The following is a 19,215-nucleotide window of genomic DNA, read 5'->3' on the forward strand; positions in this document are numbered from 1 at the left end:
GTCCGGCGCCGGCGACGAGCGAGAACACCAGCGCGACAAGCGCGGCGATCACCGCGATGGCGATGCTGGCGGTGATGAAGAACACCACCACGCCCACGCCGCCGCCCACGACGATCGTGCCCAGCTTCTTGCCGAGGACGGCGCGCGCGATGGGCGCGCCGACGAACACGCCCACGAACAGGAAGATCGCGAGGTTCTCCCAGTCGAAGCCGCCGCCTCGGCCGGAGCCGCCCGTGTCCTGCACCGGTGCCGGCAGCGGCTCGCCGTCGACCAGCCCGATGATCCGGTCGACCGCCGCATTCAGCCCGCCGGAGAAGTCGTTGTTGCGAAAGCGCGGCTTCATCTCCTCGTCGATGATGCGGCTGGCCGCGAGGTCGGGCACAACTCCTTCGAGCGTCTTGGCGGGCGCGATGCGCATGCGGCGGTCGTTCTTGGCCACGACCACCAGCAGGCCGTCGCCGACGCCCTTGCGGCCGATCTTCCAGGTGTCGCCCACGCGCTGGGTGTAGCTCTCGATGTCCTCGGGCGCGGTGGTCGGCACCATCAGCACCACGATCTGCGAGCCCTTGCGCTGCTCGAAGGCGGCGAGCTTGGTCTCCAGGCCGCTGCGCTGCGGGCCGTCGAGCGTGCCGGTCTGGTCGATCACGCGCGCGGTGAGCGCGGGCACCGGCAGCAGGCCTTGCGCGAATGCGCCGCCCATCGTCAGCAGCATGAGTGCCGCAAGGAGGCGTGCGGCCCATTCCAGAAACACCGCGGAACCGGCTTTGCCGGGCCGCCGGTGTTGCCCCCGGTGAGAGGGAAGGCGCAGTGACACGAAGTGCACGAAGACTGGGGGAGGTTACTTTTTCGGGTTACTGAAATCGACCGTCGGTGGCACGGAGATCTGCGCTTCGTTCTGCACCGTGAAGGTCGGCTTCGGCGCGTAGCTGAAGATCTTGGCCGTGATGTTGGTCGGGAAGCTGCGCGCGAGCACGTTGTACTCCTGCACGGTCTCGATGTAGCGGTTGCGCGCCACGGTGATGCGGTTCTCGGTGCCCTCGAGCGTCACGCGCAGGTCGCGGAAGGCCTGGTTGGCCTTGAGGTCGGGGTAGCGCTCCGACACCACCATGAGCCGCGACAGCGCGGAAGACAGCTCGCCCTGCGCCTGCTGGAACTTGGCGAAGGCTTCGGGGTTGTTCAGCGTTTCCGGCGTGACCTGGATCGAGGTGGCCTTGGCACGGGCCTCGACCACCTTGGTGAGCGTGTCCTGCTCGAAGGAGGCCTCTCCCTTGACGGTGGCGACGATGTTGGGCACCAGGTCGGCGCGGCGCTGGTACTGGTTGAGCACCTCGCTCCAGGCCGACTTGCTGGCCTCGTCGAGGGACTGGAACTGGTTGTAGCCGCAGCCGCTCAGGGACACGACCGCCGCAAGGATCAGGAACCAGCGCTTCATCATCATTTGCATTACCTCCGCAGAAGAGGCGGAAGTTAGCATAGATGCCCCATGGCCCTAGACCCGCTCCACGCCCTCCAGGCCGCGAACCGCGCGGCATTGCCGTTGGCGTCCGCCGCGTTCGGCACCTTGCTGGTCGCAGGCGCGACAGGCGCGCTGGGCGCCGAACTGCTGCGGCGGCTGGCGGGCAGCCACCGGCATGCCCACACCCGCGTGCTGGCGCGCGAGCCGATCCGCGACGGCGTGCGCGGCGTGGAAGCGTGCCTGACCCCGCCGCGCACGAGCACTCCTATCGGCCAATGGCCGCTCACGTCGGCGCATACCGCCATCATCGCGTTCGACCCGCCGCGCCTGTACCACGACCGCGAGCGCGCGCTGTGGGTGCCCGAGCCGTCTGACCTTCCCGAACTCGCCCGCTGGCTGCGCGCCTGCGGCGTGCAGACGCTGGCCATCGTGCAGCCGCACGACCAGGGCCGGCTGCCCGAGGCGCTGAAGCGCGGCCTCGCCAGCCTCGACGAGCAGGCGGTGGTGGCCCACGGTTTCGAGCGCGTGATCCTGGTGCGCTCGGCGCGCAAGCCGGCCGATGCGAAGCTCGCCAACCCCTTCGAGCGGGTGGCCGCGTGGATGCTGTCCATCGTGCGCTTCATGGTGCCGAGCAGCGAACAGCCGGTGCGCGCTTCGAAGGTGGCGGAGCTGGTCGACATCGCCCTGCGCATCGCGCCGCCGGGCGTGCATGTGGCCGCGCCGGAGCTGGTGTGGCGTGCGTCTCAGGGCGACATGGAAGGCGAGGCGCGCCGCTGGCTGGGCGCGCCGGCCTAGGCTGGCGCGGTCATTCGCGCCGTCATTCACGCCACTTGCGCAGCAGCTCGCGCGAATCCATCACCAGCCCCAGGTGCAGCGACACCATCGCCAGCGCCGCGCCTTCCAGGTGCGCGTCGGTGCCCCGCACCAGGTCGCGCAGCACGATCACGCGGTAGTTGTGGTTGTTGGCGTCGAAGGCGGTGTTGAGCACGCAGCAGTCGGTGAAGCCGCCGTCGAGCACCACCGTCTCGATGCGCTGGTTGCGCAGCAGAAAGTCCAGGTCGGTCGGATAGAACGCCGAGAGCCGGCGCTTGCTGTCCACGCGCATGTCGCCGGGCTCCACGCGCGTGACCCACTCGGTCCACTTGGTGCCTTCGATGGCATGCGCATGGGCGTTCGGAATCTCGCCCACATGCAGCGGGAAGGTGCGCCGCCATGCGGCCGGAATGCCGCGTGTGTCGTCCTCGCCGCCGGGCCGCAGCACCGACCTGACATGCACGATGCGCACGCCCAGCGCGCGCACTTCGTCGTGGAAGCTGTCGATGGGCGCCACCACGTCGCGTGCGCGCGGCGCGGGGCAGGGGCAGTCGGGGTCGTCGTCGAGATGGCCCCGGTGCATGTCGATGGAGACCACGGCCGTGGTGGCCGGGTTCAGGTAGTCGGCGAACTGCGCCGCGTCGAGCTCGCGCTCCTCGTTGTAGACCCAGGCCTTCATCGGCGTTCTTCCCGCACATAGGGTTGGCCCAGCGCACCGGGCTCTTCATCGGCGCCGCGCCTGGAGAGCGCGACCCACACCATCACGCCCAGCGTCACCGCATAGGGCGTCATCATCACGAAGTACTGCGGCAGCTGCACGCCGGCGGCGGCCAGCTGCGGAATCAGCGCCTCGATGCAGCCGAAAAGCAGCGCGCCCACCAGCGCCTTCCACGGCGACCAGCGCGCGAAGATCACGAGGCCCACGGCGATCCAGCCGCGCCCGCCGGTCATGCCCGCGATCCACAGCTTGGTGCTGACCACCGAGATGTACGCGCCCGCCAGCCCCACCAGCGCCGAGCCCGCGAGCACCGCCGCGAAGCGCCATGCCGCCACGCGGATGCCGGCGGCGTCGGCGGCCTGCGGGTTCTCGCCCACCGCGCGCAGCCGCAGGCCGGTGGAGGTGCGCGCGAAGAACCAAGCCACCGCGCAGAAGATCGGCAGCGTGAGCCACACCATCGCGTTCTGCTCGAAGAGCCTGCCCACGCCCGGCAGCATCGACAGCGGCCACAGGCCCATCGCGCCGATGCCTTCGGTCGCGTGGTTGGTCCACTCGGCCATGGAGCCGACCAGCGCCGTGAGCCCCTGGCAGAAGAACACCAGCGCGAGCCCTGCAATCACCTGGTTCACGCGCAGCCAGATCACCATCACCGCGAACAGCACCGACACCACGCTGGCCGCGAGCATGGCCAGCACCAGCGACACCGCCGGCTGCCCGATGGCGATCTGCGCGCCGATGCCGGCCAATGCGCCGACCAGCATCAGCCCCTCGGCACCGAGCGCCAGCACGCCCGCGCGCTCGCAGATGATCAGGCCGAGCGCCGCGAGCGCATAGGGCACCGCGAAGTCCGGCGTGCTCGCCAGCCAGTTGAGAACGATGCCGCCGCTCATGCCGAAGCCTCCGCGCCCACGCGGCGCAGCCGGTGGCGGATGAAGAAATCGCTCGACGCCACGCACACCACGATGATGGCCTGTATGAGCTGCACCATCGAGAACGGCACCTGGTAGAACACCTGCAGGCTGCGCCCGGTGACGAACAGCGCCGCCACCAGCAGCGCCACCACCGTGGCCGCCAGCGGGTTGTTGCGCGCAAGGAAGGCAATGAGGATGCCCGAGAAGCCGTAGCCCTGGTAGAAGGCCTGCGTGAGCCTGCCTTCCTGCCCCGCCGCAACGGCGAAGCCCGCGAGACCGGCCATCGCACCCGACAGCAGCACCGCGCCGTAGATGGTGCGCCGCACCGGCACGCCGTTGGCATGCGCGACACGCGGGTTGGCGTCGACGAAGCGCAGGTACAGGCCCGCGCGGCTCACGCTCACCAGCCACCACGCGAGCAGCGCGACAACGCCCGCCAGCAGGATCGAGCTGCCCACGCCGCCGCCGAGTTCGGGCAGCCGCTCGAACGCGCGGAACTGCGGCGAATAGGGAAAGTTGTCCTTCGGGTCCTTCCAGCTTCCGTACACCAGGTGCAGCAGGAAGTTGGCCGCCATGTAGTTGAGCATCAGCGTCGAGATGATCTCGTTCACGCCCAGCTTCAGCTTCAGCCACGCCGGGCCCAGCACCCACAGCAGGCCGCAGCCGACGGCCGCGATGAACATGAGCGGCAGGCGCAGGTTGTCGGGGCCGATCTGCCACATCGACACCGCCGTGGCGCCGATGGCGCCCCAGATCATCTGGCCCTCGAGCCCGAGGTTCCAGAAGCGCGCGCGGAACGCGATGGCGCCGGCCAGGCCGACGAGGATCATCGGCGCCGCCTGGAACAGCACCGCGCGGAAGTTCTGGCCATCGAGGAAGGTCTGCGTGACGAACTCGTTGGCCAGTTCGTCGGCGGGCACGCCGGCCGCCACCAGGATGGCGGCGGAGATGGCGAAGCCCACCAGCAGCGCCGCCGCGAGGATCAGCGCCTGCCAGCGCCATGCCATGTGCTGGCGGATCTCCAGCGCGTAGCGGCGGCGCGCCAGCGGCTGTGGCTGTGGCTGCGGCGGCTTTGCCGCGACGGTCTTCGGTGCGCTTGCCATGTCTGCGGAGAGGGATGCTTCAACCATGGTCCACCATCGCCTGCCCTATCGCCTGCCGGTCGGCGGGCTGTGCGAACTCGCCGGCGATGCGCCCGCGCGTCATCACGCCCACGCGGTCGGCGAGCTGCAGCACTTCGTCGAGGTCTTCGCTGATCAGCAGCACCGCAGCGCCGCCGTCGCGTGCCGCGCGCAGCCGCGCATGCACCTCTGCGCTGGCGCGCACGTCGAGGCCGCGGCTCGGGCTGTGCGCGAGCACCAGCGTCGGCGACTTGCCGAACTCGCGCGCCAGCACCAGCTTCTGCGCATTGCCGCCCGACAGCAGCGCCGCCTTCTGCGCGACGGAGCGCACGCCCTGCACGTCGAAGGCGCGTACCGCCTCCTGCGTGTCTGCCTGGATGCGGCCCCGGCGCAGGCGCCACACGGGGCCGTAGCGGCCGGTGTGCACGCGGCCGATGGCGTAGTTTTCGGCCACCGACAGGCCGCCCGCGAGCGCAAGGCCGTAGCGGTCTGCCGGAATCGCGGCAATGCCGATGCCGCGCCGCGCGGATGCGGCCATCGTCTTCAGGTCGCCGTGGCCTTCGAGCCGGATCTCGCCTTCGGTGGCTTCGCCCGGCAGGCCCATGATGGCGCCCGCCAGTTCGCCCTGCCCGTTGCCGCCCACGCCGGCAAGCCCGTAGATCTCGCCGGCATGCAGTTCGAGGTCGACGCCGTCGAGCACCCGCCGGCCTTCGGGCGAAGCAGGCGTGCGCAGCCCGCGCACCGTCAGCCGCACCGGGCCGCGCGATGCGGCCGGGGCCTGGAAGCCCTGGGCGGCGATCGACTCGCCCACCGTGAGCTTCACCAGCTCGGCGGTCGTGGCCTCGGCCGGCTTCAGCGTGGCCACCGTGCGGCCGCCGCGCATCACCGTCACGCGGTCGGCGTACGTTTTCACGTCGGCCATCTTGTGCGTGACCAGCACCACCGCGGCGCCCTTGCGCGCCAGCCCCTGCACGGTCTGCAGCAGGCGCGCGGCTTCCTGGTCGGTCAGCACGGCGGTGGGCTCGTCGAGGATCAGGATGCGCGCGCCCGCCAGCAGCACCTTGAGGATCTCCACGCGCTGCTGCTCGGCGATCGACAGCGCATCGACGCGCTTCGACGGATCGATGTCGAAGCCCAGCTCCGAGGCCTTGTTGCGGATGTCGCGCTCTATTTCGCGCAGCCTTTCGCCGTGGCTCTGGAAGCCGACGGGCGGCGGCGCGGTGAGCAGGATGTTCTGCGCCACGGTGAACGGCCGCACCAGCTTGAAATGCTGGTGGACCATGCCGATGCGCTGCCTGGCCGCATCGCGCGGGCCGGTGAAGCGCACCGCGTTGTCGTCCACCAGCAGCTGGCCCGCCTCGGGCGCATAGAGCCCGGCCGCGATGTTCATGAGCGACGACTTGCCCGCGCCGTTCTCGCCGAGCAGGGCATGCACCTCGCCCCAGCGCGCGGTGAAGTGGGCGTCGGTCAGTGCCGCGAAGCCGTCGAAGGACTTGCGGATGCCGGTGAGTTCCAGCGCATTGGGCATGGCTTACTTCTGCGTGACCACGCCCTTGACGAACCAGTCCATCTTCCAGAGGTCGGCATCGGACAGCACCGCGCCCTTGGCGACGCGCTCCTTGCCGTCGCGGTCGGCGAGCGGGCCGGCGTAGATCTGCTTGCCCTTCATGATCGCGTCGCGCTCGGCGGTGATGAGCGCGGCCTTGTCCTTGGGCACGGCGGGGCCGAAGCCGGCGATGTCGGTGCCGCCGTCCTTCATCTCGATGAAGGCGCCGTACTGGGCTGGCTTCCAGTTGCCGGCCATGATCTTCTTGAGCTCCGGCGTGAGGAAGCGGTCCCACACCCACACCGACGAGCACAGCGTGGCCTTGGGCGCGAACTGGCGCAGGTCGCGGTGGTGGCCGGTGCCGTACACGCCGCGCTCCTGCGCCACGATCTGCGGCGTGGGGCTGTCGACGTGCTGGCCGATCACGTCGGCGCCCTGGTCGATCAATGCCGCGGCTGCCGCGCGTTCCTTCACCGGGTCGTTCCACGCGCCGGTGTAGATCACGTTGACGGTGGCGTTCGGGTTCATCTTCTGCGCGCCGAGCGCGAAGGCGTTGATGGTCCAGTTCACCACGCCGAAGGGGTTGGCCGCGACGAAGCCGAGCTTGCCGGTCTTCGACGCCGCGCCCGCGGCCATGCCGCAGAGGTACTGGCTCTCGTAGGTGCGGCCGTAGAACGACTCGAGGTTGCTGCCATTGGTGGTGCCGGAGCCGTTGAGGAAGGCCACGTCGGGGTACTTGGCGGCCAGGTCCTTGAAGCTGTCGGAGTAACCGAAGGCGGTGCCGATGACGATGTTGGCGCCGCGCTGGATGAACTTCTCCGCGGCGGGCTTGATGGCCGATGCGTCTTCGGGCACGTTCTCGACGAACTGGATTTTCTGGCCGATCTCCTTCTCGATCTTCACGCGGGCTTCGTCGAAGGCCTGCGTCCAGCCGCCGTCGTTCTTGGGGCCGAAGTAGAGCATCGCGATCTTCGGCTTGTCCTTGAGCGTGAAGCCGTCGGCCGCAACGGCGGGCAGCGTGGTGAAGAGCGCGCCGCCGGCTGCGAGGGTCATGGCAAGCCCGAGGACGGGGCCGTGGGAGGGAGTGCGCGGCATGAAGCAACCTTTCGTGGGGAGCATGGGAAGAGAGGAGAAAAAAAGAGGGGAGGTCGCGTGCGGCTACATCATGAAATTGATGCGGAACACGTTGCCTTCGGGGTCGAGCAGCACCGACTGGTACCAGTTGTAGTAAGTAACGTAGGGCGCCTTCACCAGCGTGGCGCCGGCCTCCAGGGCAACGGGCACCATGCGGTCGACGTCGGCCTGGCTGTCGACGTCGATGTTCAGCAGGAACTTGACGCCGCGTGTGTCGGAGTACTCGCTCAGGTGCAGCAGCTCATAGGCGTCGAGCGCGTTGAAGCCGAGGCTCGACTTGCCGGTGTCCAGGCCGCGGAAGATGGGGGAGCGGATGGCTTCTATCTCTGTGAAGCCGAACACGCGCTGGTAGAAGCCGCTGAGCGCGACCACGTCTTTGGCGAAGACGTTGACGTAGGAGAGATGGGCCATGTCTGTGCTTTTTTTGATGTGGTGTTTTTCAGGGCGCGTGCACAGGCCGTCGGGTACTCCCCTCCGCGAATGTCCCCCGGCCTGCGGCCTCCTCCTTTATTTCGCTGCGGGGAGCACCCGACGCCCTGCGCACATTCGCGGAGCAAGGTACCCCGTCGGCGTGAGCGCGCCCCGAAGAACAGCGGTAAGTCATCTCAAGCCACCGCCTTGGTCCCGCCAAAGGTCGTCTGCTTGACGAACTTCGACGTCAGGTGGTCTCCGGAGGAAATGGGTGCGTACTTGGCAACCTCGCCGGGCGCGAGGCAGCTCGGCAGGCACTCGACCATCGCGTCGTAGTTCGGCTGGTGGAAGAACACCAGCGACTGGCGGCGGTTGGTGCTCGCCACCTCGAACGGCGGGTTGATCACGCGGTGCAGCGTGGACACCCACTGGTCGTTGGTCCACTGCATCATCAGGTCGGCAATGTTGACGACCAGGCCGCCCTCGACCTGCGGCACGTCGACCCACTGGCCTGCCTTGTTGAACACCTGCAGGCCCTTGTCGTCGGGCAGCACGATGGTGAGGCTGCCGTAGTCGCTGTGCGCGCCCGCGCGCAACTGGCCCGGCAGCGGCTGCTCGCGCTGCGGCGGATAGCTCAGCACGCGGAACATGCTGATGTGCTCGTCGATCTTGTCGTCGAAGAAGGTCTCGGGCAGGGAGAGGCCGAGCGCGAAGATGCGCATCAGCGAGCGCGAGAGATCGCTCATGGCCTCGAAGTAGCCTTCGTAGGCTTCGCGGAAACCGTCGATGGGCGGCCAGCTGTTGGGCTCGAAGTGCGGGCCGGCGGCTGGGCCGCGGTGATAGTCGTCGTCGGGCACGTTCGACGGGCCGATGGAGAACGACTCCTTCAGGTCGCCGGGCGCTGCCTCTTCCAGGCTGTAGGAGAGCCCCTCTTCGCCGACCGCGCTGTAGCCGCGCACCGCGTCTTCGCGCGGCCGGTCGACCTTGCGCTTCTCGGCCAGCGGCATGTCGAAGAACTGGCGCGAGAGCGACGACACGCGCTCTATCAGCTCGGGCGCGATGCCATGGTTGGTGATGACGAGAAAGCCGATGCTTCGGCAGGCTTCGTCGACTTTTCTCGCAACCGCCGACTTGCCTTCGGCGGTGCCGTCGAAGTAGGGCGCGAGATCGATGATGGGAACGGACAGCAGGGTCATGGCGGCTTCCTCATTCGGTCGGTCATGCAGTCGTGCATGCGTTGGCATGCCTTTCGCCATGCAACGTCTGTGCCAGTTGGACCAAATGGACAAATCGCATTCGCCGCGTCAGCATGGTGCGCAACACCGCGTTGTGCCGCCGGTCGTGACGCAAGGCGATGCACCGTGGCCTTACAGTGGTGCGCCGTTTGAAAACCGATGAACGTGAAAAGAAGAGCGAGGGAAGATGCCGAAGACCAAGGCGCTGGCCGCAGCCAGCAGCAGTACCGACAAACCGGCGCGCAAGCGTGCCAAGCCGGCCGTGCGCAGTGCGTCGGCCGTGAACCGGCGGCTGCGCCAGATCGAGGACAAGCGCACCGCGATCCTCGGCGCGGCGCTGGGGCTGTTCTCGCGCTTCGGCCTGCACGGCACATCGATCGACCAGGTGGCGGCGCGTGCCGATGTGTCGAAGAGCAACCTGCTCTATTACTTCGCGAACAAGGAAGAGCTCTACGTCAACGTGCTGCGCGACCTGCTCGCGCTGTGGCTCGAACCGCTGCGCGGCTTCAGCGCCGAGCAGGACCCGGCCGAGGCCATCGGCGGCTACATCCGCCGCAAGCTGGTGGTGTCGCGCGACCGGCCCGATGCATCGCGGCTGTTCTGCCTTGAAATGATCCAGGGCGCGCCGCTGCTGCGCGACGAACTGGACCGCGAGCTGCGCTCGCTGGTGGAGAAGAAATCGGAAGTGATCCGCGCCTGGGTCGAGTCCGGCAAGCTGGCGCCGGTCGATCCGCACCACCTGATCTTCGCGCTGTGGGCGGTGACGCAGCACTACGCGGATTTCGGCGTCCAGGTGCAGGCGCTGACGGGGCACACGCTGGAAGATGCGGCGTTCTTCGAGGAGACGGCGGAGAACGTTCAGCGCATCGTGCTGCAGGGCATCGCGCCGCGCTGACTCTTGCCTTGCTCCCTCCCCTTCCGGGGGAGGAAGCAATTCAGTGCTGCGGCGGCGCCGCGATCTCGTGATAGCGCCGGTCGAAGTAGATCAAGCCCTGCGCCGCGCCGCCGATCGCGATCGCCACGGCCTCGCAGAACAGCACGTCGTGCGTGCCCGCGCTCGTCGCGTGCACCACGCGGCAGTCGAACGACACGGCCGCATCGTCGAGCATCGGCGAGCCGGTGGTCTTGCGGCTCCAGCGGCCGGCGGCGAAGCGCTCGTCCATCGGCGTCTTGCCGCCGAACAACGCGGACAGCGACTGGTGGCCCGCCGCCAGCACATTCACGCACAGCACGCCGTTGGCCTTGAACGCCGGGTACACGGAAGCGGACCGGTTCAGGCACACCAGCAGCGTCGGCGGCTCGTCGGTCACGCTGCACACGGCCGATGCGGTGAAGCCGGCGCGGCCCGCCGGGCCGTCGGTGGTGATGATGTTCACCGCCGCGCCCAGCCGCGCCATCGCGTTGCGGTAGTCGGCCTTCTGCAAGCCCGCAGGCAAGCCGGCGGGGTTCGATGACGAAGGGGCGTGTGAGGCCATGGCGTTCAACATGGAGAGTGACTCCTTCAGGCCAGCATGCAGGCTTCGTCGAAGGGCAGCCGCGGCAGGCGGCCGAACACCTTCGACGCATCGCCGTGGCCGAGGTTGATGAGGAAATTGACGGTCCAGTCGGTGCCCTCGAAAAAGGCCGCATCGACCTTCGCCTTGTCGAAGCCCGACATCGGGCCGGCGTCCAGGCCCACCGCGCGCGCGGCCAGCAGCAGATAGCCGGCCTGCAGGCTCGCGTTGCGGAAGGCGGTCTCGTGCGCGGCCTCGGGGCTGCCGGTGAACCAGCTGCGCGCGTCGGCTTGCGGGAACAGCGTGGGCAGACTGTCGTAGAACTTGCGGTCCCATGCGGCAATGACGGTGACCGGCGCGCTCATGGTCTTGTCGAGGTTGCCCTTGGAGAGCGCGGGCGCCAGGCGCTGCTTGCCTTCGGGCGTGCGCACGAACACGAAGCGCGCGGGCGAGCAGTTGGCCGAGGTCGGGCCCAGGCTCGCGAGCGAATAGATCTGCCGCAGTTGCGCGTCGGTGACGGGCTCGTCGGTCCAGCCGTTGTGGCTGCGTGCGGCGGTGAACAGCAGCGACAGCGCTGCGTCGTCGAGTGTGGATGCAAGAGTGGTCATGCTGGAACTGCGGGTGCGGTGACCCGCGAAAGAAAGTCGAGCAGGCTGCGGTTGAAGGCCTCGGCCTCGGTCACGCTGTGGGCGTGGCCGCCGTGCGGCATGAAGTCGAGCGTGACGTCGCGCAGGCCATCGGCCAGGCGCTGGGAGCAGGTCCAGGGCACGAGTGCGTCGTCCTTGGCCGCGGCCACCAATGCGGGCGCGGTGATGTCGCCCAGCCGTGCGTCGATGTCGAAGGCGCGCAGCGCGGCGATGCGCGCGCGCATGTTGGCCTCGCCGGGAAAATGGGCGAAGGCGTGATCGACTTCGGCGGCCACGCGCTGCGCGTGCTCGGCGGCCCAGGCTGCGGGGTAGAGGAAGATCGGCTGCGCTTCCACATAGGCGCGCGCACCGCATGCGCCGAGCAGCGCGAGCCGGGCATCGAAGCAGCGCGCCGAATGCGGATTGGTCTTCGACCATGCGTTGACGAGCACGAGGCTCGCAATGCGCGCGGGTGCATCCAGCGCGAGCTGCAGGCCCACGAGGCCGCCGAGCGCATGGCCCGCGAAGTGGCACCGCGAAGTGTTCGTGGCGTCGAGGATTTCCAGCACGTCCCGCGCCATGTGCTCGATGGCATAGGCAGCGGGCAGCGCGCCGGGGCTGCGACCCGTGCCGCGCTGGTCGTAGGCGACGACGCGGTGCCCGGCGTCGACCAGCGCGCCGAGCTGCGGCTGCCAGAAACCGGCCGAGCCGCCGAGGCCCGACGACAGCAGCACGGTGGAGGGCGCCTCGGACGGCCCGTGCACCTCGTAGTGCAGCGAAGGCATGCGGCGCCTCAGCCCTTGTTGCCGATGTGCGCGATCGAGGCGATCTCGATCAGCGCATCGGGCTTCACCAGGCCGCACTGGATGCAGTAGCGCGCGGGCTTGGTGCCGGGAAAGAACTCGGCATACACCGCGTTGATCTTCGCGTAGTCGGCCCAGTCCTTGAGCATGATCTGGTTGAAGGTCACGTCGTCCATGGTGCCGCCGGCGGCCTCGACCACGCCCTTGATGATGGTGAGCACATGCCGGGCCTGCGCACTCGCGTCGCCGACGTGCACCACGTTGTTGTCCTTGTCGAAGGGCAGCGTGCCCGACACGTAGAGCACGCCGTCGGCGAGCGTGCCGGGAACATAGGGGGCGAGCGGCACGCCGGTGCCGGGAGGGATGATGGCTTGCTTGGGCATGGGGGAACTCCTCGATGAAGGTGAATCAGGCGACGGCCGCTTCGGCCGACGCGGGTTGGGAAACGGCTTGCGGCGCGGCGAAGGTGGTGCAGAACTGGTCCACCGTGGAGACCCATCCGAAGAAGGTCTCGACGTTGTAGACCGATGCCTTCTGGATGGCCGGGCCGCCGAGTTCGTGCGTGGCGTCTTCCAGCATCACGGCGAAGTACTCGAGGTGGAAGGCGTCTCGCAGCGTCGACTCCACGCACACGTTGGTCGCGATGCCGGTGAAGGCCAGGTGCCGGATGCCGCGCGCGCGCAGTGTGCTGTCGAGCGTGCTGTTGAAGAAGCCGCTGTAGCGCGTCTTGGGCACGACGATGTCGCCGGCCTGTGGCTTCATCTGGTCGATGAGTTCGTAGTCCCAGCCGCCCTTGGCGAGGAACTTGCCCTGCAGCTCGGGTTTGGCGCGCATGGTCTTGAGCGCGTTCGACTTGTGCCAGTTGGGCGAGCCGGGGCCGCCGGCTTCCACGTATGCGGCGTCCCAGCCGTTCTGCAGGAACACGACCAGCATGCCGGCCGCGCGCGCCGCGGCAATGGCGCGCACGATGTTGGCGATGGTGCCTTGCGCGCCGGAGATGTCGAAGCCGGCCGAGTCGACATACCCGCCAATGGATGCATAGGCGTTCTGCATGTCGACGACGATGAGCGCCGAATCGCTGGCGTGCATCGCAAGCGGCTCGGGGCGTGCCGGCAGCACCAGCGGTGCGGGTGCGCCGGGCAGGCGGGGCGCGCCGACGGGCGTGGTCGAGGTGAGGGTGGTGTTGCGTGCGGGTGCGCTCACGTGGGTGCTCCTGTTCAGGCCGCGAGGCGCTGGGGCTCGATCTGCGACGGCACGGGGCTCTGCACGTGCGCGCGGCTCTTCATGAGCGGCTGGATGCGCTCGCCGAAGGCTTCCACGCCCTGCAGGAAGTCGTCGAAGGTCAGCAGCACGCCTTCGGTGCCGGGCACCTCGGCCACTTCGTCGAGCATGCGTGCGACGCTTGCGTAGGAGCCCACCAGCGTGCCCATGTTGATGTTCACGGCCGAGGTCGGGTCGGCCATCTGCCGCACGTTGGTGTCGGCGCCCGACTTGGTGTCGGCCGCGCCCTGCTGGCCCAGCCATGCAATGGCTTCGTGGTCGGCGCCAGCCTTGTAGTGCTCCCACTTGGCGCGCGCGGCTTCGTCGGTCTCGTCGGCGATCACCATCATCAGCACGTAGGTGGTGACGTGGCGGCCGGTCTTGGCGGTGGCCTCGATGAGCTTCTGGGCCGCGGGCGCGAAGGCCTTGGGCGTGTTCACGCCCTTGCCGAAGCAGAAGTTGTAGTCGGCGTACCTGGCGGAGAACTCCATGCCCGCGTCGCTCTGGCCGGCGCAGATCACCTTCATGTCGGCCTGCGGCTGCGGGCTCATGCGGCAGTCGTCCATCTTGAAGTGCTCGCCCTTGAAGTCCGACTGGCCGGTGCCCCACAGGTCGCGCAGCACCTGGATGTACTCGCTGAGGTACTGGTAGCGCGTGCCGAAGAACTGGTCGCCGGGCCACATGCCCATCTGCGAGTACTCGGGGCGCTGCCAGCCGGTGACGAGGTTCAGGCCGAAGCGTCCGTTGGAGATGGAGTCGATGGTCGACGACATGCGCGCAACGATGGCCGGCGGCATGACCAGCGATGCGGCCGTGGCAAACAGCTTGATCTTGCTGGTGACGGCCGCGAGGCCGGCCATGAGCGTGAACGACTCCAGGTTGTGGTCCCAGAACTCCGTCTTGCCGCCGAAGCCGCGCAGCTTGATCATGGACAGCGCGAAGTCGACGCCGTAGCGCTCGGCCTTCAGCGTGATCTGCTTGTTGAGCTCGAAGCTGGGCTTGTACTGGGGCGCGTTTTCGGAAAGCAGCCAGCCGTTGTTGCCGATGGGAATGAAGATGCCGACGTTCATGGAAGGACTCCTGTTGCGTGATTGCGCAGCTCCTTGCATGCGGCGTGCCAGTTTAAAAAGTTGTTTTAAATCAATGGCTTAGTTGTATTTTTCGGTTTGTGTTTGACCATTTGGTCCAAAACGGAGCAGGCGATTCGCCAGGATTGCGGCACCGCGGTGCGGACCGTGCCAAAGCGGTGCAGTGCCCCCGTCACCGACTGCGCGGCAGAATCACGCCATGCCCAAGACTCCACTCCGCGCCGCCGCGGCCATCGGCGGCACTGCCGACGACGTCGAAGCGGCCTTCTACGAAGCGCTGCAACGCGGCGACATCGATGCACTGATGGCCTGCTGGGCCGACGAGGACGAGGTGTTCTGCGTGCACCCCGGCGGTCCGCGGCTCGTGGGCGCGGTCGCGATCCGCGCGGCCTTCGAGCAGATGTTCGGCAACGGCGCGATCCACGCCACGCCCGCGCGGGTGCGCAAGATCGAATCGCTCGCCAGCGCGGTGCACAACGTGCTGGAGCGCATCGAGGTGCTCACGGCCGAGGGCCCGCGCCACGCTTTCGTGCTGGCCACCAACGTCTATCACAAGACCGCGCAGGGCTGGCGCCTGGTGGCGCACCATGCGAGCCCCGGCAGCGCGCGCGAACCCGACGACGCCAACGATCCGCCCCAGACCCTGCATTGATCGATGCCGTCCTTCGTTCCTTCCGCTCCCCCGTCATCCGCTTCGGGCCCTTCCCCCTCGACGGCCATGGGCTACATGGCGCCGCGCTGGCTGCCCGGCGGCAACCTGCAGACGATCTGGCCCGCGCTCTATGCACGCCGCTTCGACGGGCCGGCGCCGGTCTACCGGCGCGAGCGCTGGCAGACGCCCGACGGCGACTTCATCGACGTCGACTTCGTCGATGCGCCCCGGCAGCCGGCGCCGCTGCTGGTGCTGTTCCACGGCCTGGAGGGTTCATCGCGCAGCCATTACGCCGAAGCCTTCGCCGCATTCGCCGCGTCGCAGGGCATGGCCTTCGCGGTGCCGCATTTCCGGGGCTGCAGCGGCGAACTGAACTTGGCGCCGCGCGCCTATCACTCGGGCGACTTCGAGGAGATCGGCTGGATCCTCTCGCGCATGCGCGAGAACCATGCGCGCAAGGGCGGCGGTCCGGTGCTGGCCGCGGGCGTGTCGCTCGGCGGCAACGCGTTGATGCGATGGGCCTCTGAGGCCGGTGAAACGGCTGCCGGCGTGGTGAACGCGGTGGCCTCGGTGTGTGCGCCGCTCGACCTGGCGGCGGGCGGCGAGGCCATCGGCAGGGGCTTCAACAAGCTGGTCTACACGCGCATGTTCCTCGCGACCATGAAGCCCAAGGCCATGGCCAAGCTGGCGCAGTTCCCTGGCCTTTTCGACCGCGACCGCCTGCTGGCCGCGCGCGACCTCTATACCTTCGACGACATCTTCACCGCGCCCCTGCACGGCTTTCGCGATGCCGACGACTACTGGGCCCGGGGCTCGGCCAAGCCGCACCTGGCATCCATCCGCGTGCCCGCGCTGGTGGTGAACGCGCGCAACGACCCTTTCATTCCCGCCAGCAGCCTGCCGCTGCCCGGCGAGGTGGGTGCGCACGTCACGCTGTGGCAGCCCGCGCATGGCGGCCACGTGGGCTTTCCCATGGGGCTGCCGCCGGGGCACGTGCGCGGCATGCCGGAGCGCGTAGGCGGCTGGCTGACCCGCCACGCCTGACGGCGAGCACAATAGCTTCATGGATGACATCGTCAAACAGGCACTCGCCAAATGGCCCAACGTGCCGCACTGCTATGGCTGGCTCGGTCTGGACGCGCGCGGCAACTGGTACATGCGCGACGACCGCACGCAGGCCGAAGGCCCCTTTCCAGCAGCGAAGGGATCGATGCTCAGGCACGACAAGCTGATCGAGTTCATTCACCGCAACTACGAGCACGACGGCGAAGGCCAGTGGTTCTTCCAGAACGGGCCGCAGCGCGTGTACGTGGAACTGGAGGCGGCGCCCCTGGTGTGGCGGGTGGCCGAGCAGGGCGACGGCTTCACCGTCACCGCGCACACCGGCCAGCCCGCCAAGGTGACCGGCTGCCTGCTCGACGAGGATGGCAGGCTCTACCTGTCGTCTTCGGCCGGGCTGGGGCTGGTGCACACGCAGGACGTCGGCATTGCGGCGGATGCCATCGAACGCGGGCTCTGGACGCCGGAGGAAGTGCGTGCCGCACAACTGCCCGACCGCTTCGGGCACGTGCTGAGCCCGGCGCAACACCACGCCGAAGCCGCTGCTGCAGCAGAGGCCACCCGCCCATGAAAAAAGCCGGCGCTGGGCCGGCTTCGTTCTCAAGACTAGGGTAAACGCCTAGTTGGCAGCGGGAGCGCTTGCTGCGGGAGCAGGGGCTGCTGCCGCCGCAGGGGCCGCGGGTGCGGCAGCAGCGCCGGCTGCAGCAGCTGCGGGAGCCGCTCCAGCAGCGCCTTCGGCAGCGGGTGCATCGGCGGAGGCGGCCGGAGCCGGGCGATCCGGCACCGGGAACTTGGCGCCGCCGGCATTGGCCATGTAGACCACGGCACGGCCCACTTCGAGGTCTTCGAAGTCGCCGCCGCCCTGGGCAGGCATGGCGCCCTTGCCCTTCAGGGCGTGTTCGAGAAGCGTGGCGTAGCCCTGTCCGATGCGCGGGCCCCAGGCTGCGGCGTCCTGGAAGTGCGGCGCGCCAGGGATACCGGGCGAGCCGTGGCAGGTGGCGCACTGGGCCTTGAAGACGGTCTCGCCGGTGGCCAGCGGACGGTTGGCATCGCGGATCTCGATGGCGCCGACCTTCTTGAGGCGCTCGGCCACTTCGCGGTCGCGCGCTTCCTTGGTCACGCCGTAGAGGGACATGTTGTCGCCCTGCGCGGTGCCCGAGGGCTTGTCGCCCGAGACCACATAGGAAACAAGACCCACGATGATCAGGATCGGGGCGATGAAGGAGAAAAATACCGCGAGAAGCAGCTGCTTCGGGTTCTTGATCGGCCCGGTGTGGGCTTCTTCTGTGGCCTGGTAATGCGGGTCTGCGCTCATTGGCGTCCTCAATATCGGGGGCTCGTCGGGGGGCTTTTCCTAACCAACCGGCGATTATAGAGAGACCCCTTGCCCAAGCGGGCAAGGGACCTACCCTTAGCGGACGCCAAAGTTTCTCAGCGCATCAGCCGTTGTTGCCGTCGCGCGTGGCCCAGCCGCCACCCAGCGTCTTGTACAGCGTGACCTGGTTCTGCAGCTGCAGCAGCTGCGTGGTCACGGCCGACTGCTGTGCCGAGAACAGCGAGCGCTGCGCGTCGAGCAGGTCGAGCGCGCTGGCGATGCCATTGCGGTAGCGCAGGTCGGACAGCTTGAAGCGCACCGCCTCCGCATCGGCCTGCGCACGCAGCGCGCGCACCTGTTCGCCCAGCGTGGCGCGGCCCGCGAGCGCATCGGCCACTTCGCGGAACGCCGTCTGGATCGACTTCTCGTACTGCGCCACCGCGATCTCGCGCCCGGCCTTGGCCGACTCGAGCGTCGCGCGGTTGCTGCCCGCGTTGAAGATCGGCAGCGTCACCGTCGGCGCGAAGGACCAGGCCTTGGAGCCGCGGTCGAACAGGCCCGAGAACTCGGTGCTCGCGGTGCCGATGGAGCTGGTCAGGGACACGCGCGGGAAGAAGTTCGCACGCGCCGCGCCGATGTTGGCGTTGGCCGCTATCAGCTGCTGCTCCGCCGCGCGGATGTCCGGGCGCTCGGCCAGCAGGTCGGAGGGCAGGCCGGCAGGCACGTCGGGCATCGGCTTGATGCCGGCGAGGCCCTTGGCGCCGCCCGCCGTGGCTTCGGCGGGCACCGGCGCGCCCAGCAGCAGGGCGAGGGCGTTCTCGTCCTCCGCGCGGGTGCGCAGTTGCTGCGCATAGGCGGCGCGCGCGCTTTCGAGCTGGCCGTTCGACGCCTGGAAGTCGAGCTCGGAAGACACGCCGTTGTCGAAGCGCAGCTTCGTGAGGCGCACCGACTCTTCGCGCGTGACCAGCGTCTGGCGCGTGATCTCGAGCAGTTCGTCGTCGGCCAGCAGCGTGAGCCAGCCGTTCGCGACCGACGCGATCAGGCTGATCTGCACCGCCTTGCGCGTTTCATCGGTGGCCAGGTACTGCGCCAGGGCCTGGTCCTTCAGCGCGCGGATGCGGCCGAAGAAGTCGAGCTCCCAGGCCGTGAAGCCGAAGTTGACGCTGTACTGCGAGGCCACGCTGCCCGCGCCGGGCTCGATGCCCTGGTACGGGTTGGGGCCCGAGCGCGAGCCCGAACCCGTCAGGCCCAGCGCCGGGAACAGCGCCGAGCGCTGGATCTGGAACTGCGCGCGCGCCTGCTCGATGTTGAGCACCGACACCCGCAGGTCGCGGTTGTTCGACAGCGCCGTCCGGATCAGGCCCGCCAGGCGCGGGTCGGTGAAGAAGTCCTGCCAGGCCAGGTTGGCCGCGGCCTGTCCGGGCGGCTGCGCCGGGTCGCCCGGGAAGGTGGTCGGCACCGGCGCCGCGGGGCGCTCGTAGGTCGGGATCAGCGAGCAGCCGGCCAGCAGCATTGCCGCTGCCAGGGCTGTTGGAATGAATTTCGTCATTGTCATAGCGACTCCATGGCCGTTC

At 68.6% G+C, this 19,215-nt stretch carries 22 protein-coding genes; 5 read left to right on the forward strand and 17 right to left on the reverse strand.

Going from position 1 to position 19,215, the window contains the following annotated elements; all coding sequences use genetic code 11:
- Nucleotides 1–712 (reverse strand): TPM domain-containing protein (locus AC1RVW_RS18745; protein WP_493201706.1); only part of this gene is annotated, 712 nt, incomplete at its 3' end.
- Nucleotides 713–838: 126 nt separating this feature from the next.
- Nucleotides 839–1,438, reverse strand: a complete 600-nt coding sequence (locus tag AC1RVW_RS18750) for a LemA family protein (protein WP_172839768.1) — start codon at nucleotides 1,436–1,438, stop codon at nucleotides 839–841.
- 45 nt (nucleotides 1,439–1,483) lie between these two features.
- Between AC1RVW_RS18750 and AC1RVW_RS18755 the strand changes: the two genes are divergently transcribed.
- Entirely contained in the window at nucleotides 1,484–2,251 is a 768-nt protein-coding gene (locus AC1RVW_RS18755) for a hypothetical protein (protein ID WP_493201708.1), read from the forward strand.
- A gap of 22 nt (nucleotides 2,252–2,273) precedes the next feature.
- Here AC1RVW_RS18755 and AC1RVW_RS18760 read toward each other — a convergent pair whose 3' ends face one another.
- The 7 genes from AC1RVW_RS18760 to AC1RVW_RS18790 all read right to left on the reverse strand — a co-directional run bounded on the left by AC1RVW_RS18760 (nucleotide 2,274) and on the right by AC1RVW_RS18790 (nucleotide 9,306).
- Nucleotides 2,274–2,948: a cysteine hydrolase family protein gene (locus AC1RVW_RS18760; protein WP_493201710.1), complete on the reverse strand. Its 675-nt coding sequence runs from the start codon at nucleotides 2,946–2,948 to the stop codon at nucleotides 2,274–2,276.
- Complete coding sequence (locus AC1RVW_RS18765) at nucleotides 2,945–3,877, reverse strand: ABC transporter permease (protein ID WP_081266077.1); 933 nt, start codon at nucleotides 3,875–3,877, stop codon at nucleotides 2,945–2,947. The genes AC1RVW_RS18760 and AC1RVW_RS18765 overlap by 4 nt, the downstream gene beginning before the upstream one ends.
- Nucleotides 3,874–5,028: an ABC transporter permease gene (locus AC1RVW_RS18770; RefSeq protein WP_493201711.1), complete on the reverse strand. Its 1,155-nt coding sequence runs from the start codon at nucleotides 5,026–5,028 to the stop codon at nucleotides 3,874–3,876. Before AC1RVW_RS18770 ends, AC1RVW_RS18765 begins: the two co-directional genes overlap by 4 nt.
- Entirely contained in the window at nucleotides 5,021–6,547 is a 1,527-nt protein-coding gene (locus AC1RVW_RS18775) for an ABC transporter ATP-binding protein (protein ID WP_106936619.1), read from the reverse strand. The genes AC1RVW_RS18770 and AC1RVW_RS18775 overlap by 8 nt, the downstream gene beginning before the upstream one ends.
- Before the next feature lie 3 nt (nucleotides 6,548–6,550).
- A complete protein-coding gene (locus AC1RVW_RS18780; protein ID WP_234382281.1) occupies nucleotides 6,551–7,618 on the reverse strand; it encodes a BMP family ABC transporter substrate-binding protein in 1,068 nt (355 codons plus the stop codon).
- Nucleotides 7,619–7,723: 105 nt separating this feature from the next.
- Nucleotides 7,724–8,110, reverse strand: coding sequence for a VOC family protein (locus tag AC1RVW_RS18785; protein WP_081266073.1), 387 nt, complete (start codon nucleotides 8,108–8,110; stop codon nucleotides 7,724–7,726).
- Nucleotides 8,111–8,304: 194 nt separating this feature from the next.
- A complete protein-coding gene (locus AC1RVW_RS18790; protein ID WP_409194395.1) occupies nucleotides 8,305–9,306 on the reverse strand; it encodes an isopenicillin N synthase family dioxygenase in 1,002 nt (333 codons plus the stop codon).
- 226 nt (nucleotides 9,307–9,532) lie between these two features.
- Here AC1RVW_RS18790 and rutR point away from each other — a divergent pair, with 226 nt between their 5' ends.
- A complete protein-coding gene (gene rutR, locus AC1RVW_RS18795) occupies nucleotides 9,533–10,240 on the forward strand; it encodes an HTH-type transcriptional regulator RutR (protein ID WP_493201714.1) in 708 nt (235 codons plus the stop codon).
- Between the two features lie 40 nt (nucleotides 10,241–10,280).
- Here rutR and rutF read toward each other — a convergent pair whose 3' ends face one another.
- From rutF to rutA, 6 genes are read right to left on the reverse strand one after another with little or no spacing between them, the layout of a single operon-like run.
- A complete protein-coding gene (rutF, locus tag AC1RVW_RS18800; RefSeq protein ID WP_081266070.1) occupies nucleotides 10,281–10,832 on the reverse strand; it encodes an NADH-dependent FMN reductase RutF in 552 nt (183 codons plus the stop codon).
- A 14-nt stretch (nucleotides 10,833–10,846) separates the two neighbouring features.
- Nucleotides 10,847–11,446 carry a malonic semialdehyde reductase gene (locus tag AC1RVW_RS18805; RefSeq protein WP_493201716.1) on the reverse strand — a complete coding sequence of 200 codons (600 nt, stop codon included), beginning with the start codon at nucleotides 11,444–11,446 and terminating at the stop codon, nucleotides 10,847–10,849.
- Complete coding sequence (gene rutD / locus AC1RVW_RS18810) at nucleotides 11,443–12,249, reverse strand: pyrimidine utilization protein D (protein WP_493201718.1); 807 nt, start codon at nucleotides 12,247–12,249, stop codon at nucleotides 11,443–11,445. The genes AC1RVW_RS18805 and rutD overlap by 4 nt, the downstream gene beginning before the upstream one ends.
- Before the next feature lie 8 nt (nucleotides 12,250–12,257).
- Entirely contained in the window at nucleotides 12,258–12,650 is a 393-nt protein-coding gene (gene rutC / locus AC1RVW_RS18815; protein ID WP_081266067.1) for a pyrimidine utilization protein C, read from the reverse strand.
- Between the two features lie 25 nt (nucleotides 12,651–12,675).
- Nucleotides 12,676–13,470, reverse strand: coding sequence for a pyrimidine utilization protein B (gene rutB, locus AC1RVW_RS18820; RefSeq protein WP_493201719.1), 795 nt, complete (start codon nucleotides 13,468–13,470; stop codon nucleotides 12,676–12,678).
- Nucleotides 13,471–13,484: 14 nt separating this feature from the next.
- Complete coding sequence (gene rutA, locus AC1RVW_RS18825; RefSeq protein WP_493201721.1) at nucleotides 13,485–14,597, reverse strand: pyrimidine utilization protein A; 1,113 nt, start codon at nucleotides 14,595–14,597, stop codon at nucleotides 13,485–13,487.
- 217 nt (nucleotides 14,598–14,814) lie between these two features.
- Here rutA and AC1RVW_RS18830 point away from each other — a divergent pair, with 217 nt between their 5' ends.
- From AC1RVW_RS18830 to AC1RVW_RS18840, 3 genes are all read left to right on the forward strand, one after another.
- The gene (locus AC1RVW_RS18830; RefSeq protein WP_081266065.1) at nucleotides 14,815–15,267 is read left to right on the forward strand and encodes a YybH family protein; all 453 of its coding nucleotides are present in this window, start codon (nucleotides 14,815–14,817) and stop codon (nucleotides 15,265–15,267) included.
- Between the two features lie 66 nt (nucleotides 15,268–15,333).
- Nucleotides 15,334–16,311: a YheT family hydrolase gene (locus AC1RVW_RS18835; RefSeq protein WP_493201722.1), complete on the forward strand. Its 978-nt coding sequence runs from the start codon at nucleotides 15,334–15,336 to the stop codon at nucleotides 16,309–16,311.
- A 19-nt stretch (nucleotides 16,312–16,330) separates the two neighbouring features.
- Nucleotides 16,331–16,897, forward strand: coding sequence for a DUF2946 family protein (locus AC1RVW_RS18840; RefSeq protein WP_493201724.1), 567 nt, complete (start codon nucleotides 16,331–16,333; stop codon nucleotides 16,895–16,897).
- A 48-nt stretch (nucleotides 16,898–16,945) separates the two neighbouring features.
- On the opposite strand, the gene AC1RVW_RS18845 is transcribed toward AC1RVW_RS18840, so the two are convergent.
- Nucleotides 16,946–17,641 carry a c-type cytochrome gene (locus AC1RVW_RS18845; RefSeq protein ID WP_493201726.1) on the reverse strand — a complete coding sequence of 232 codons (696 nt, stop codon included), beginning with the start codon at nucleotides 17,639–17,641 and terminating at the stop codon, nucleotides 16,946–16,948.
- 124 nt (nucleotides 17,642–17,765) lie between these two features.
- The gene (locus AC1RVW_RS18850) at nucleotides 17,766–19,190 is read right to left on the reverse strand and encodes an efflux transporter outer membrane subunit (protein WP_493201782.1); all 1,425 of its coding nucleotides are present in this window, start codon (nucleotides 19,188–19,190) and stop codon (nucleotides 17,766–17,768) included.
- Nucleotides 19,191–19,215 lie beyond the last annotated feature (25 nt).

It is taken from the genome of Variovorax sp. MPBD4-3 (genome assembly GCF_058809745.1).

What these genes read in the sequence shown, in the direction of transcription:
- AC1RVW_RS18750 (WP_172839768.1), bottom strand. Translation starts at nt 1,438, where the DNA reads ATGATGATGAAGCGCTGGTTCCTGATCCTTGCGGCGGTCGTGTCCCTG.
- AC1RVW_RS18755 (WP_493201708.1), top strand. Translation starts at nt 1,484, where the DNA reads ATGGCCCTAGACCCGCTCCACGCCCTCCAGGCCGCGAACCGCGCGGCA.
- AC1RVW_RS18760 (WP_493201710.1), bottom strand. Translation starts at nt 2,948, where the DNA reads ATGAAGGCCTGGGTCTACAACGAGGAGCGCGAGCTCGACGCGGCGCAG.
- AC1RVW_RS18765 (WP_081266077.1), bottom strand. Translation starts at nt 3,877, where the DNA reads ATGAGCGGCGGCATCGTTCTCAACTGGCTGGCGAGCACGCCGGACTTC.
- AC1RVW_RS18770 (WP_493201711.1), bottom strand. Translation starts at nt 5,028, where the DNA reads ATGGTTGAAGCATCCCTCTCCGCAGACATGGCAAGCGCACCGAAGACC.
- AC1RVW_RS18775 (WP_106936619.1), bottom strand. Translation starts at nt 6,547, where the DNA reads ATGCCCAATGCGCTGGAACTCACCGGCATCCGCAAGTCCTTCGACGGC.
- AC1RVW_RS18780 (WP_234382281.1), bottom strand. Translation starts at nt 7,618, where the DNA reads ATGACCCTCGCAGCCGGCGGCGCGCTCTTCACCACGCTGCCCGCCGTT.
- AC1RVW_RS18785 (WP_081266073.1), bottom strand. Translation starts at nt 8,110, where the DNA reads ATGGCCCATCTCTCCTACGTCAACGTCTTCGCCAAAGACGTGGTCGCG.
- AC1RVW_RS18790 (WP_409194395.1), bottom strand. Translation starts at nt 9,306, where the DNA reads ATGACCCTGCTGTCCGTTCCCATCATCGATCTCGCGCCCTACTTCGAC.
- rutR (WP_493201714.1), top strand. Translation starts at nt 9,533, where the DNA reads ATGCCGAAGACCAAGGCGCTGGCCGCAGCCAGCAGCAGTACCGACAAA.
- rutF (WP_081266070.1), bottom strand. Translation starts at nt 10,832, where the DNA reads ATGTTGAACGCCATGGCCTCACACGCCCCTTCGTCATCGAACCCCGCC.
- AC1RVW_RS18805 (WP_493201716.1), bottom strand. Translation starts at nt 11,446, where the DNA reads ATGACCACTCTTGCATCCACACTCGACGACGCAGCGCTGTCGCTGCTG.
- rutD (WP_493201718.1), bottom strand. Translation starts at nt 12,249, where the DNA reads ATGCCTTCGCTGCACTACGAGGTGCACGGGCCGTCCGAGGCGCCCTCC.
- rutC (WP_081266067.1), bottom strand. Translation starts at nt 12,650, where the DNA reads ATGCCCAAGCAAGCCATCATCCCTCCCGGCACCGGCGTGCCGCTCGCC.
- rutA (WP_493201721.1), bottom strand. Translation starts at nt 14,597, where the DNA reads ATGAACGTCGGCATCTTCATTCCCATCGGCAACAACGGCTGGCTGCTT.
- AC1RVW_RS18830 (WP_081266065.1), top strand. Translation starts at nt 14,815, where the DNA reads ATGCCCAAGACTCCACTCCGCGCCGCCGCGGCCATCGGCGGCACTGCC.
- AC1RVW_RS18835 (WP_493201722.1), top strand. Translation starts at nt 15,334, where the DNA reads ATGGGCTACATGGCGCCGCGCTGGCTGCCCGGCGGCAACCTGCAGACG.
- AC1RVW_RS18840 (WP_493201724.1), top strand. Translation starts at nt 16,331, where the DNA reads ATGGATGACATCGTCAAACAGGCACTCGCCAAATGGCCCAACGTGCCG.
- AC1RVW_RS18845 (WP_493201726.1), bottom strand. Translation starts at nt 17,641, where the DNA reads ATGAGCGCAGACCCGCATTACCAGGCCACAGAAGAAGCCCACACCGGG.
- AC1RVW_RS18850 (WP_493201782.1), bottom strand. Translation starts at nt 19,190, where the DNA reads ATGACGAAATTCATTCCAACAGCCCTGGCAGCGGCAATGCTGCTGGCC.